11 protein-coding genes and 1 tRNA gene are annotated in these 12,547 nt (G+C 31.8%); 5 read left to right on the forward strand and 7 right to left on the reverse strand.

Translation table 11 applies throughout. From position 1 onward, the window contains the following. Window positions 1-201 (forward strand): hypothetical protein (locus ABEB31_RS09825; RefSeq protein ID WP_347051384.1); only part of this gene is annotated, 201 nt, incomplete at its 5' end. A gap of 212 nt (window positions 202-413) precedes the next feature. Here ABEB31_RS09825 and ybeY read toward each other — a convergent pair. Together ybeY and ABEB31_RS09835 are read right to left on the reverse strand one after the other, a co-directional pair. Beyond that, entirely contained in the window at window positions 414-833 is a 420-nt protein-coding gene (ybeY, locus tag ABEB31_RS09830) for an rRNA maturation RNase YbeY (protein WP_347051386.1), read from the reverse strand. Beyond that, window positions 830-4,231, reverse strand: a complete 3,402-nt coding sequence (locus ABEB31_RS09835; protein WP_347051387.1) for a collagen-like domain-containing protein — start codon at window positions 4,229-4,231, stop codon at window positions 830-832. Before ABEB31_RS09835 ends, ybeY begins: the two co-directional genes overlap by 4 nt. A 163-nt stretch (window positions 4,232-4,394) precedes the next feature. Between ABEB31_RS09835 and gltX the strand changes: the two genes are divergently transcribed. Next, the gene (gltX, locus tag ABEB31_RS09840; RefSeq protein WP_347051389.1) at window positions 4,395-5,888 is read left to right on the forward strand and encodes a glutamate--tRNA ligase; all 1,494 of its coding nucleotides are present in this window, start codon (window positions 4,395-4,397) and stop codon (window positions 5,886-5,888) included. A 167-nt stretch (window positions 5,889-6,055) separates the two neighbouring features. Continuing rightward, the gene (locus tag ABEB31_RS09845; protein ID WP_347051391.1) at window positions 6,056-7,036 is read left to right on the forward strand and encodes an SPFH domain-containing protein; all 981 of its coding nucleotides are present in this window, start codon (window positions 6,056-6,058) and stop codon (window positions 7,034-7,036) included. Between the two features lie 22 nt (window positions 7,037-7,058). Here ABEB31_RS09845 and ABEB31_RS09850 read toward each other — a convergent pair whose 3' ends face one another. The 5 genes from ABEB31_RS09850 to ABEB31_RS09870 all read right to left on the reverse strand — a co-directional run bounded on the left by ABEB31_RS09850 (window position 7,059) and on the right by ABEB31_RS09870 (window position 11,610). Continuing rightward, entirely contained in the window at window positions 7,059-7,313 is a 255-nt protein-coding gene (locus ABEB31_RS09850) for a DUF6327 family protein (protein WP_347051393.1), read from the reverse strand. Between the two features lie 3 nt (window positions 7,314-7,316). After that, the gene (locus tag ABEB31_RS09855) at window positions 7,317-7,667 is read right to left on the reverse strand and encodes a competence protein (RefSeq protein ID WP_347051672.1); all 351 of its coding nucleotides are present in this window, start codon (window positions 7,665-7,667) and stop codon (window positions 7,317-7,319) included. A 73-nt stretch (window positions 7,668-7,740) separates the two neighbouring features. Further along, the gene (locus ABEB31_RS09860; protein WP_347051395.1) at window positions 7,741-8,067 is read right to left on the reverse strand and encodes a YtxH domain-containing protein; all 327 of its coding nucleotides are present in this window, start codon (window positions 8,065-8,067) and stop codon (window positions 7,741-7,743) included. Between the two features lie 92 nt (window positions 8,068-8,159). Continuing rightward, window positions 8,160-8,639, reverse strand: coding sequence for a hypothetical protein (locus ABEB31_RS09865; RefSeq protein ID WP_347051396.1), 480 nt, complete (start codon window positions 8,637-8,639; stop codon window positions 8,160-8,162). 853 nt (window positions 8,640-9,492) lie between these two features. Beyond that, a complete protein-coding gene (locus tag ABEB31_RS09870; protein WP_347051398.1) occupies window positions 9,493-11,610 on the reverse strand; it encodes a glutamine--tRNA ligase/YqeY domain fusion protein in 2,118 nt (705 codons plus the stop codon). Between the two features lie 107 nt (window positions 11,611-11,717). On the opposite strand from ABEB31_RS09870, the gene folB reads away from it, so the two are divergent. After that, on the forward strand, window positions 11,718-12,077 hold the full coding sequence (gene folB / locus ABEB31_RS09875) for a dihydroneopterin aldolase (protein ID WP_347051400.1): 360 nt from the start codon (window positions 11,718-11,720) through the stop codon (window positions 12,075-12,077). Window positions 12,078-12,171: 94 nt separating this feature from the next. After that, a tRNA-Cys gene (locus ABEB31_RS09880) sits at window positions 12,172-12,242 on the forward strand. Window positions 12,243-12,547 lie beyond the last annotated feature (305 nt).

Genomic DNA, 12,547 nt, shown 5'->3' on the forward strand with positions numbered 1-12,547 from the left:
ATAGAACTTTCAATAGAACTTTCAATAGAACTTTCAATAGAACTTTCAATAGAACTTTCAATAGAACTTTCAATAGAACTTTCAATAGAGCTTTCAAACAGAACTTTCAATAGAACTTTCAATAGAACTTTCAATAGAGCTTTCAAACAGAACTTTCAAACAGAACTTCCAAACAGAACTTCCAAACAGAACTTCAAATAGAAATTTCCACTAGAAACTTCAAAGAGAACATTCAGTATATGTTTCACGTGAAACACTATTTAGATCACGTCACGGAAATACAAAGTTACTCAAGAAAACACAATTACTGTTCCACGTGAAACATTATGTAATTGTACTTTTAAATATGTTTCACGTGGAACACAAATCAATTCAATTGGTTTCACGTGGAACATGCATTCTATAATTCAATATTACTGTTCCACGTGAAACATTTTCATTTTCTCTTCTTCTTTCGATCTCATCAATTGAGCTTCTTCTTCTGTTTTGTCTTTATATCCACAGTAGTGAAGTATGCCGTGTGACAGGACTCTTTTAAGTTCTTCTGCAAACGAAACATTGAAGTCTTTTGCATTGTCTGCAACACGTTCAATAGAAACAAAAATATCGCCATTCAACTCGTTACCAACAGAATAATCAAAACTGATTATATCAGTTAATGTATCGTGATCCAGATATTCTACATTGATCTTATGAAGATATTCATCATCACAAAATATATAATTGATTTCTCCTTCACTTTTGTTTTCAGATTCAATTACGGCGCTAAGCCAATCACTAAAAGCCTGTTCGTCTCCTAAAGTAAAATCTGTTTCGTAATTAAAGTTTATCATTTTGTACTAAAGTATTCCTGAACTTTTTGATTAAAATTCGAGCGCAAAGGTAGTGATTGTCTGTTTAATATCTCTACACTGTTTAAATATTCCAATAAGGAACTTGGTAAACGATTAGAACGATTAGAAAATTCAGCTTTATTAACTTCAGATTGTCTTTGTGTATCCTGACCTTGCTGCTGAACTGCATTGTTTAATTTCCATAATTCCTGCTGTATATTTAAAATACGTTGAAGGTTTTCATTTTTAAAACCTTTATTTAAAATCTGTTTTTCAGATTGTTTCATCTGGTCGATTACAGATTTTCCCTGAGAATCCAAACCCTTTTTTGCAAGCTCTTTTTGTAACGCTTCACGAAGTTTAACCTGTTCTTTGTAAATCTCCATAATAGCTTCTGCATCTCCTTCTCCATCTTCTCCATCTTTTGCTTTCTGTTCCCCTTTACCATTCTTTCCATCTTTACCAGAAGAACCCTTATCACCACTTTTGTTGCCTCGTCCCTCTTTACCACTCTCTTTCCCTTCCCCATTTTGCCCTTGGCCAGACTTTCCATCTTTACCCTCTCCCGGTTTGTCTCCAGGCTTTTGTCCGGACTGCATTCCTTCTTTTATTTTATCCGCCAAGCCTTTTTGTTTTTGAATAATATCAGGTAACTGCATTCCCTGTCCGTCCCCTGGTTTTGGTTTTCCGGCTCCCGGTTTTGGCATAGACATCTGCATGTTATTTAATAAATCACTCAGAAAGTCTGCAAGCTTATTCGCAGAAGAAACGGCATATTGCTGGTGCGAAACACCTCTTGGAATTTGTACATCGGTTAAGGTTTCAATTGCTTTGTCCATACTATATTGAACGTTGCCGATTTCCTTTGTTACGTCTTCAGCAACTTTAGGATTACGAAGTGACAATGCAAATAAACTATCATCGACATGTCTGAACTGTTGCTTTAAATTCTGCTGAATCTTAATGTTTTTCGTAAATGCGGATGAACCCAATTTCATAGATCTAAACTGTTTCATTACATCTTCCTGCGATAAAGAATAGGCTAAAAGATTATCCAGAATCTGACGAAGCATTGCCACATCTTCTTCTAATTGTTCCTGTTCACCACCTTCCATTTCAGATTGCATTTCCTGAGCCATATTCTTCATTTTCTTAGCGGCACTCTTTTGTTTTGGCTTAGCCGAAGAAGTATTCTTTTTATTCAATTCTTCTGAGGCTTTTTTAAGATCGTTATCTACATCTTTCTCTTTTGAAGCATTTGATGGAATGTCTAATGGTTTTTTTAAAGTCTTGTTTTCTTCCTTCAAATCCTTTAAATCGTCCTGAATTTTATCGAAAGACTTATTGATTTCATCTTGCTTTTCTTTCGTATTTTCCTTTTCATTATTGGAAAGTTTCTCTTGTTGCTCTGCTAATTTATTTAGCTTTTCTGCAACTTGTTCTGCTTTTTTAGAAACATAAAAACGCTTGGTCAGTTCCACCAATTGTTCTAAATTACGAGATTGGTTCTTGCTGATTTGTTTAAATTTTTCCATTTTATCAAACAGTTCTTCACTGTTTAATTTATCATTAAGGTTCTTTAACTCATCTAATAATTTTTGGTTTTTCTCTAAATCTTTCTGAGCATTATCTAAACGTTTTTGCAAATCATCGGCAGTTTTATCTTTTTTATCGTCTTTGAATTTGTCCAGATTCTGATTCATTTTCTCAGAAAACTGCTTCATCATTTCGTCCTGTTGTTTCTGACGTTTGATAAAATCATTAATCTTCTGCTGATCTTTAAACTCTAAATTATCTTTTTCTTTTCCAGTATTCTGAAGCTTATCCATCTCTGAAATCTGCTTTGTCTGATTTTTTAAAGACTTAGATAAACTGTTAATATTATTGTTTTGCTGCTGCAATTCCTGATCCTGAATTTCATCTGTTGTAGCAACACGATCTGAAAATGTAGAAGATTTTGTACTCTTAAATCCGTGTGGTGCATCGTTATCAAAAACTTCAAAATAATATTCATAAGATACCCCTTCCTGAACCGGAAGATTACCGGGGAAATTAAAAACAAACTGATCAAATACTCCAGACTTCACCGGTATATTTCCACGTTTTGCAGACTGCGGTTTATTGCGTTCGTAGTAAACAATCTGCAATCTTGAAAGACCATTATCATCACCTACTCTTCCCAGAATATAATTCTTATCAAGCTTTAAACTGTCTGGTGCAGGTCCAACATTGATGGTTGGAAACTGATCTTTAATAACTGAGAGCTGATAATCTAATTTTTCGTAGTTTTTAACCTTATTATTTGATGTAAGTATTTGATAATCGGTGTTTTGACTTATATTTTTAGCTAATTTAAACTCATTTTCAATTTTATTGAACTTTAAAGTCTCTCCTTCTCTTTTCCACACAATTTCCTGTGTAGATTTGGTATTCATTTTCCATGTTACAGTTGTTCCTTCAGGGACGATTGCATTACCGGTTCCCTGAATTGTTTCTGATTTTTTCTTTAGATAAGAAGGAAAATTTAAAACCATTTCAAAGTTTGCGATTGAAGGAACTGTTATTATTTTCAATTCATATTCTTCAGATGAAACTGAATTCCCTTCAAAAGTAAAACGAATATCTTCAGATGGCTTTTCAACTTTGAATTCAAATTTTCCAACTTGCGGAGATTCCATAAAATAGCTTTCATCACCAATATGAATCATCACATTTTCCGGAACAATATTTCCAACAGATTCCATTTTAATAACGAAATCTTTATTTTGTTCTGCCTGAAGATTAGAATTAAGAATTACAAATTTGAAAGGTGCCGGAGGTAAAAATGCGGAATTGAAGTGCACTACTCTATTAAAACTTTGAGAAATTATACTGCTGTATCCGGAAATATAAAATACAACAAAAAGCAAAATTGGGATCAATGCCAATGGAAGATATTTTTTATTGGCTTTAAAATTAATAGCATTACCGAAAGGTATTGGCTGCAAAGAATTGGCTTTTTGTTCAATCGAAGCCATTACTAATTCTGAACTTTCATTGGCATTTTCGCCTGATGAAAGTTGTAAAAAGTTGGTCAGTTTATCACTAACTTCTGTAAAATGGTTTCCAATAATCTTCGAAGCCTGATTATAATCAATCCCTTTTTGAAGCCTGAATAATTTAAATAACGGGAAAACAATTAAACGGACTAAAAGAAAAATTTCCACCCCGACAAAAAGCCAGAATAAAAAAGTTCTTCCTGCTGGTTTCAACCAAAGAAAGTACTCAACAAAAAGCGTAAACAAGAAATACAAAAGACCGAATCCCGTAAAAAGAAGCATTCCTTTTATCAGCTCGTTGGTGTAATATTTCTTAATGAAAGCCTCAAGCTTTAAGTATATTGCAGATGTTGTTTTCAAAATTAATCTGTTTTAATTATAACCTATAAAAGTAGTAATTTTAATAATAAGTCTGGAAGTCGAAAATCGAAAGTCAAAAAGGAAAATCTTTCGAAAAAGCTTTCAGACTTTCGACTTTAGGCTTTTGACTAAAGTCGTATCTTTGCAACAAAATTTAAACAAAATGTCAAAGCAAGTTCGTGTGCGTTTTGCACCAAGTCCAACAGGAGCATTACATATTGGCGGAGTTCGTACTGCCCTATTTAATTATTTATTTGCCAAAAAAAACAATGGTGTTTTCTATTTAAGAGTTGAGGACACAGATCAGACTCGTTTTGTTCCGGGTGCTGAAGCTTATATTATGGAAGCTTTGGAATGGTTGGGAATTGCTCCTGACGAAACGGTTGGAAAAAATGAAAAATTTGGTCCATACAGACAGAGTGAACGAAAAGAAATATACAAAAAATATGCTGATGAACTTGTCAATTCTGGTTGGGGTTACTATGCATTTGATACTCCTGAATCTTTAACTGCTTTAAGAAAAGAATACGAAGCAGAGAAAAAAACATTTATTTACAATCATACTAATCGTGAAAAATTAGATACTTCTTTGATAATTTCTGCTGATGAAGTGGCGCAAAGAATTGCTAATGGAGAACATTATGTAATTCGTTTTAAAACGCCGGTTGATGAAACTTTACACTTAAAAGATATTATTCGTGGTGATGTTAAGTTTGAAACCAATCTTCTTGATGATAAAGTTTTGTTTAAAAGTGACGGAATGCCAACTTATCATTTGGCCAATATTGTAGATGATCATTTGATGGAAACATCGCATGTAATTCGTGGTGAAGAATGGTTGCCGTCTATGCCGCTTCACGTTTTATTGTACAGAGCTTTTGGTTGGGATGCTCCAGAATTTGCACATTTACCGTTGATTTTGAAGCCGGATGGAAAAGGAAAATTATCAAAACGTGATGGAGAAATTGGTGGATTTCCTGTATTTCCTTTAGATTGGAAAGAACTTGTAGGATTTAAAGGTGATGGATATTTACCCGAAGCTTTAATAAACTTTCTTGCCATGATTGGCTGGAATGACGGAACTGAAAAAGAATATTTTTCATTAGAAGAATTATACCAGTCATTTGATTTAAACAGAGTTCATAAAGCAGGTGCAAGATTTGATATTGAAAAAGCAAAATCTGTAAATCATCATTATTTATCAAATAAAAGTGACTCATTTTTAGCTGAAATTTTTCAACCTGTCTTAGAAGAAAAAGGAATTAAAGTTGAAAAAAATACCGTTGAAAAAATTATGTCATCGGTTAAAGAACGTTTAGTTTTAACTACTGATATTTGGAATTTAACTGATTTCTTTTTCCAGGCGCCAACATCTTATGACGAAAAAGCAAGGAAAAACTGGAAAGAAGAAACTCCGGCTTTAATGCAGGAATTGATTTCGACTCTTGAATATATTGAAGGTTTTGATTCTGCTAATATTGAAGCAGTTGTAAAAGACTGGATGACGAAAAATGAAATCGGAATGGGAAAAGTTATGCAGCCTTTCCGTCTAAGTTTGGTTGGAGCGCTTAAAGGTCCTCACCTGTTTGACATTGTAGAAATCATTGGAAAAGAAGAAACTATTTCGAGAATTCAGAAAGCAATTGCTACACTATAAAGTTTTACCATTAAGGATTAAGTTGATTAAGCCTTACTTAATGGTAAAAACAGAAAACGCTAAGACACATTACAAAATGTTCTTAGCGTTTTTTTATTGATTTAGAAATTTGATTTTAGAGGAATTTTCGTAATTTACCCGATCATTAAAACATAAATTATATAACCATGGGTACAGCATTTATTATCTTATTAGTATTCGCATTCTTCATTTTAATGTCTTCTTTTTTTACTGTAAAACAGCAATCATCAGTAGTAATTGAGAGATTTGGAAAATTTCAGAGTGTTAGAAATTCAGGATTACAATTAAAAATTCCGATTGTGGACAGAGTTGCCGGTCGTGTAAATCTTAAAATTCAACAACTGGATGTTATTATCGAAACCAAAACAAAAGACAACGTTTTTATTAAAATGAAAGTTTCGGTTCAGTTTAAAGTTATTCAGGAAAAAGTATATGATGCTTTTTATAAACTAGAATATCCACACGATCAGATTACAGCGTATGTATTTGATGTGGTTCGTGCTGAAGTTCCAAAACTAAAATTGGATGACGTTTTTGAAAGAAAAGATGATATTGCCATTGCAGTAAAAAGAGAATTAAACGAAGCGATGACTACTTACGGATATGATATTATCAATACTTTGGTTACAGATATCGATCCGGACATTCAGGTAAAAAATGCCATGAACAGAATCAACGCTGCCGACCGAGAAAAAACTGCTGCTGAGTTTGAAGCAGAAAGTTCAAGAATCAGAATCGTAGCAAAAGCAAAAGCTGAAGCCGAAAGTAAACGTTTACAAGGTCAAGGTATTGCAGATCAGCGTCGTGAAATTGCAAGAGGTCTCGTAGAAAGTGTTGAAGTTTTAAACAATGTGGGAATCAATTCTCAGGAAGCTTCTGCTCTAATCGTTGTTACACAACATTATGATACTTTGCAGGCAATTGGTGCCGATGCAAATTCTAATTTAATCCTTCTTCCAAACTCTCCACAAGCAGGAAGCGATATGCTGAATAATATGGTGGCCTCATTCACAGCATCCAACCAAGTGGGTGAAATGATGAAAAAGACCAATAAAAAAATAGAAAAGCCAAAACCAATTCAGCCACAATCTGGTTATGAAGATGATATTACTCCGGAAATTAAATAAATATTAAAAACGAAAAAGAGGCTTAACTGCCTCTTTTTTTATTTATAAACCAATTGATTGCAAAAGGCAAAACTGATTGTAAGATACTTGCATAAGAATTTGAAAAGTATTCTTTGAAAGAAGAAAAAATACCATTCAAAACATTTTCGGGTGTAATACTTTCTTTTGTTTTCTGAAAACTCAAAACCATTTTCTGATAATTGAGCTCTTTTTCTAATTTTAAAACTTCGAGATCTCGCTCAATTTCAGCATACGACGAGTATTTTTTTCTTTCCATAAATTAATCATTAAAAAATATTTCTGAAAATTTCTCGAGAATCGGACCTTCAACAATTTTATCTTTAACGAAGAAAAGTAAAATGGTTATAAAAAGATAGATCCCTCCTATTGTTAAAAACCCTAATGAATTACTTTCAAATAGTTCGCCAAAAGCATAAGCGGCGGCAAAAGATCCGAAAATTAAAACCATACTAAAACACAGTAAAATAAGAGTAAACTTAAAAATCAAAGTTGTTGATTTCATTGCAACTTTAAATCCCCAGAGTTTATAATAGGACAATTGGCTGTCCAGATAAGCCTTAGCTTGTTCCTGAATATTTTCTGTATTTTCTTTTAAATCTTCAAAAGCCATAATATTTAAATTAAAAAGCATAAAACCAGCTTATTAAGAAACAAGCCAGCTTTATGCTTTTATTTAGAATTCGTTATTTTTGATATTTGGCGTTCTGAGCTTTTAAATCAGCCAGCTTAGTTTCTAAAAAAGAAATTACTTCGTCTGTCTTATGACTCACATTTGAAAGCAAATCACTTAAAGTTCCATCTAAATTCTTAGTAGCACTTGCAAATTTTTCACGAAGAACTTCAGAACTTGCGTCGATAGAATCTTTTAGATTATTCTTGGTATCATCAATACCTTCTTTCAATTTAGATCTCGTTTTTGATCCTTTATCTGGAGCAAATAAAATTCCGATTGCTGCTCCGGCCGCGGCCGCTGCTAAGATCGCTGCAGCTGTATTAAAGTTTTTAGACATGATATTTACAATTAAATTTAGTAATAAAGATAACCTTTTTTAAACTTTAAAAATTTTCATTAAATGTAATTTACAAAAAATTAACAATAAAATTAATACACATAAGCTACAGCTTCATATTTGCCGTTATCTTTTTCGATTATACTTACAAATGGATAACCATTCGATGCAGATTTAGATTTAATTCTCATTGCAGTTTGTTTTTGATTTGCAATTGGCGGTTCTCCTTTTGTCCTGGTCGAAACTCCCGAAAAGTTAGCAGCTTGTTTCAGTCCGATTGTTTTTTCCTGAGATAAAACTGTTACCATTTTGAAATCGTCTTTTGAATCAACAATTATCTTATCTGAAATTTTCTGAGTCTGATTGGTTTGTTTATTGGTAATTTTAGAAATAGCATATTTACTTATTTTCATTTCTTCAGAACTGCCATTCAAAGAATAATAAACTAAACCATTTTCATTTTTAATGAAATTAACATCAAACTCTTCTCCATTGTGTTTGAAGATTCGATGTGTTTGAGAAATTGCAATATTAGCAAATAACAATGCCAGCGTAAAATATAATACTTTCATGATTTCTAATTTTTAAGATTTGAATACTATCAGAAAAAAATCAAAAAAATAAAATTACACGAAATCAATTTCATGACATTTAGAAAATTATGAAGCTAATTTGAAAGAATACCTTTTACGCGAAATATTATCAAATACAGTTCATAATCAAAATGGGAACATAAAATTGTTTTTTAGAACTCAGTTTTGAAAAAACATCCAAAACAAAAAATAAATTTTTTAAATTCTGAAATGCATCTCAATTTTGAATATCTGGAAATTTTGATTTTTTTAAAATCTGCCCTGATTTGGTACGGAGTTAAAAATAACAAGTTTATAAACAATTGTATGTTAACAACCCGTTAAACTGACAAAAATGACAGATAAAACTAAAATAAGGCTTTTAAATAAACAATAATATAAATAATGACAATCCAGTTCAAGCAATTGTAATATGTCTTTAAAATTAATTTATGTAAGTCAATTTTAATTAAAAATAACTATTAAAATTATTAAATTGATAGTTTATATTTATAATATATAAATTATATAAATATAATTTTTAAATAGATATATATTATAATTAAAATCACACTAAATTTTAGGATAAAGCTTTAAATGAACTTTATTAACAATTCACTGTTAATAAGCTTAAAATACAAGTAAAATAAGTCCATAATTGAAAATAAGCCTTTCTATTGAAAGATTTTAAGAAGATGATAAATGATATTAAAATATATAAAAAGACGTTTTAAAATCAATTTATGAAAGTCAATATTTATATATAAAAATTATAATTTTTTAAATTTTTATAGAAAATATAAATAATAAAAAAAGCGCTTCATAAAAGCGCTTTCTATAAATAAAATTGATATTATTTTTTTACCATCTCAGCAAGAATTTCGATTTCTCTCTCCGAAGCATTTTTTGGAGGATTTGAATATAATTTTAAAATATCATCATCAAACTGATTTCTTAAATCTGAATTTTCAATATCTCGTAAATTTAAAAGTGCTTTTGATCTTACATAAGTCGATTCGCTTCGTAAAGACATCGTATATAATTTTTTGATATCGTCCTGATCAAAATCTGAAGATTTCCATTTTGAATATTTCAATAAAAATTGAGAAAATAACAGTGAAGCTTTATTATTGTTGATATTTTTCTTTAATGAATTTTGCAATAAAGAAAAACTGGAAACATTTTTAATGCTCTCCCCTATTGCACTTTCAATTGCAATTCTTTCCGGTTTACTTTCAACTTTAAAATATTTGTTGATTTCTTTTAAAGAATTATTGATGCTGTTTTCTTCTTTTTTACCTTTTTCTTCCCAGGCATCCTTCAATCCAACCGTTTTGTTAAATACTAGTTTTGAAGCAGTTGAGTCTTTATCAACAGTAAAATAACCCAGACGCTGAAACTGAAATTTCTCTTCGTTTTGAGCGGTTGCCAAACTTGGTTCAACAAATCCTTTTACAATTTCTAACGAATTTGGATTCACAAAATCTAAGAAATTTTTGTCTTTATAACTGTCCGGTGCTTCATCTGTAAACAAACGATCGTACAAACGAACTTCTGCTTCAACTGCATGTTGAATAGAAACCCAATGCAAAGTTCCGGAAACTTTTCTTTGGCTTGCTTCTGTTCCGCTTCCGCTTAAAGAATCTGTATCATAAGTGACATGAATTTCGGTAATATTTCCTTCTGCATCTTTTATAACAGATTCTCCTTTAATGATATACGCATTTTTAAGACGTACTTCTTTGCCTAAAGTCAAACGGAAATATTTAGCCGGAGCATCTTCAAGAAAGTCTTCTCTTTCGATATATAATTCTCGAGAAAAAGGTACTTTTCTGAAACCAGCATTTTCATCTTCCTGGTTATTTTCTGCTTCTAACCACTCTTCTTTACCTTCTGGATAATTGGTAATTACCAGTTTTACAGGATCTAAAACGGCCATTACACGAGGTGCAATTTTGTTTAAATCTTCACGAATGCAAAATTCTAAAACCGATACATTGATCAAATTATCACGTTTTGCAATACCAATTGTATTAGCAAAATTACGCAGAGAAGCAGCTGTATAACCACGTCTTCTTAAGCCTGAAATTGTTGACATTCTTGGATCATCCCAACCGTTAACATGCTTTTCCTTAACAAGTTGCTGTAATTTTCTTTTACTAACAACAGTATGTGATAAGTTACGTCTGGCAAATTCTCTTTGCTTCGGGCGCAGTTTATTTTCGTCTAAAATCTGATCCAAAAACCAATCGTACAATTCACGATGAGGCAAAAATTCCAGCGTACAAAAGGAGTGAGAAATCTGCTCTAAATAATCACTTTGTCCGTGTGCCCAATCGTACATTGGATAAATTTTCCAATTGTCTCCTGTTCTATGATGATGTTTGTGCAAAATCCTGTACATAATAGGATCACGCATTAACATATTAGTAGATTTCATGTCGATTTTTGCTCTAAGAATATGAGTTCCGGCTTCAAATTCGCCGTTTTTCATTCTTTCGAACAGCTCTAAGTTTTCTTCGACAGAACGGTTTCTAAACGGACTATCAACACCTTCTGTAGATGGAGTTCCTTTTTGAATTGCCATATCTTCAGAAGATTGACTGTCGACATAGGCTTTATCTTTTTTAATTAATAAAACGGCCCAGTCATACAATTGTTGAAAATAATCTGATGCATAACGCTCCTCAGACCATTTGTAACCCAACCATTCTACATCTTTTTTAATAGCATCAACAAATTCCTGTTCTTCTTTCTCCGGATTAGTATCGTCAAAACGTAAGTTTACAGGCGACTGATAATCAATTCCTAAACCAAAATTTAACGCAATAGAACTTGCATGCCCAATGTGTAAATAACCGTTAGGTTCTGGTGGAAAACGAAAGCGAAGTTTGGTGTTTGAAAGACCTGATTTTACGTCTTCCTCTATGATTTGTTCAATAAAATTGAGTGATTTCTCTTCTGATGCCATTATTTTATAGTAATTTTAGCAAAGATAAAAAAAAGGTTTCAGGTTTCAGGTTTAAAGTTACTTAAGTGGCGGACAACCTGAAACTTTAAACTTGAAACAATAATAAAATGGGCATTATAAAATTAAAAAACATAAGAACTTTTTCCTACCACGGATGTTTAATTGAAGAAGGAAAAATAGGTTCTGATTACACAGTAGACTTAAAAATTAAAACCGATTTACAAAAATCTGCAGCTACAGATCATCTTTTAGATACTGTTGATTATGTTCATTTGAATAAAATTGTGGCCGAAGAAATGGCAATTCGTTCGCATTTATTAGAACATGTTGCCAAAAGAATCAATAATCGTGTATTGGCAGAGATAAATTCGGTAACAAAAACAACAGTTTGGGTTTCTAAAATAAATCCTCCTATTGGTGGTGATGTAGAATCAGTTACGATAAAAATGACGGAAACCAGAAAGTAATTTCGTTTGGTTAAAAAACTAATTTTTAAAATACTTCATTTTAAAGTTTTGAATTTTAAAGATTTTAGTTACTTTTGCCATCCATTCAAGTAATGGCGTCGTGGCCGAGCGGCTAGGCTGGGCTCTGCAAAAGCTCCTACTCCGGTTCGAATCCGGACGATGCCTCTAAAACCTTCAAAGCAATTTGAAGGTTTTTTTTATGTTTAATTTTTAGAAAAAATTAGATAAAGATCCACGTTCGAATTCGGACGATTTCTCTAAACCTTTAAAGAAATTTAGAGGTTTTTTTATGTTTAATTTTTAGAAAAAATTAGATAAAGATTATGTTCGAATCCAGACCATTTCTCTAAACCCTTAAAGCAATTTGAAGGTTTTTTTGTGGTTAATTTTTAGAAAAAATTAGATAAAGATAAGTTCGAATCCCGACGATGCCTCTAAAACCTCTAAAGAAATTTAGAGGTTTTTTTTAT

Origin of the sequence: Flavobacterium olei, assembly GCF_039749035.1 — a bacterium.
GTDB classification, from domain to species: domain Bacteria; phylum Bacteroidota; class Bacteroidia; order Flavobacteriales; family Flavobacteriaceae; genus Flavobacterium; species Flavobacterium olei.

Coding starts and splice junctions, on each gene's coding strand:
- ABEB31_RS09850 (WP_347051393.1), bottom strand. CDS start 7,313: ATGGAAAGAAAAAAATACTCGTCGTATGCTGAAATTGAGCGAGATCTC.
- ABEB31_RS09865 (WP_347051396.1), bottom strand. CDS start 8,639: ATGAAAGTATTATATTTTACGCTGGCATTGTTATTTGCTAATATTGCA.
- ABEB31_RS09870 (WP_347051398.1), bottom strand. CDS start 11,610: ATGGCATCAGAAGAGAAATCACTCAATTTTATTGAACAAATCATAGAG.
- ABEB31_RS09855 (WP_347051672.1), bottom strand. CDS start 7,667: ATGGCTTTTGAAGATTTAAAAGAAAATACAGAAAATATTCAGGAACAA.
- ybeY (WP_347051386.1), bottom strand. CDS start 833: ATGATAAACTTTAATTACGAAACAGATTTTACTTTAGGAGACGAACAG.
- folB (WP_347051400.1), top strand. CDS start 11,718: ATGGGCATTATAAAATTAAAAAACATAAGAACTTTTTCCTACCACGGA.
- ABEB31_RS09860 (WP_347051395.1), bottom strand. CDS start 8,067: ATGTCTAAAAACTTTAATACAGCTGCAGCGATCTTAGCAGCGGCCGCG.
- ABEB31_RS09845 (WP_347051391.1), top strand. CDS start 6,056: ATGGGTACAGCATTTATTATCTTATTAGTATTCGCATTCTTCATTTTA.
- gltX (WP_347051389.1), top strand. CDS start 4,395: ATGTCAAAGCAAGTTCGTGTGCGTTTTGCACCAAGTCCAACAGGAGCA.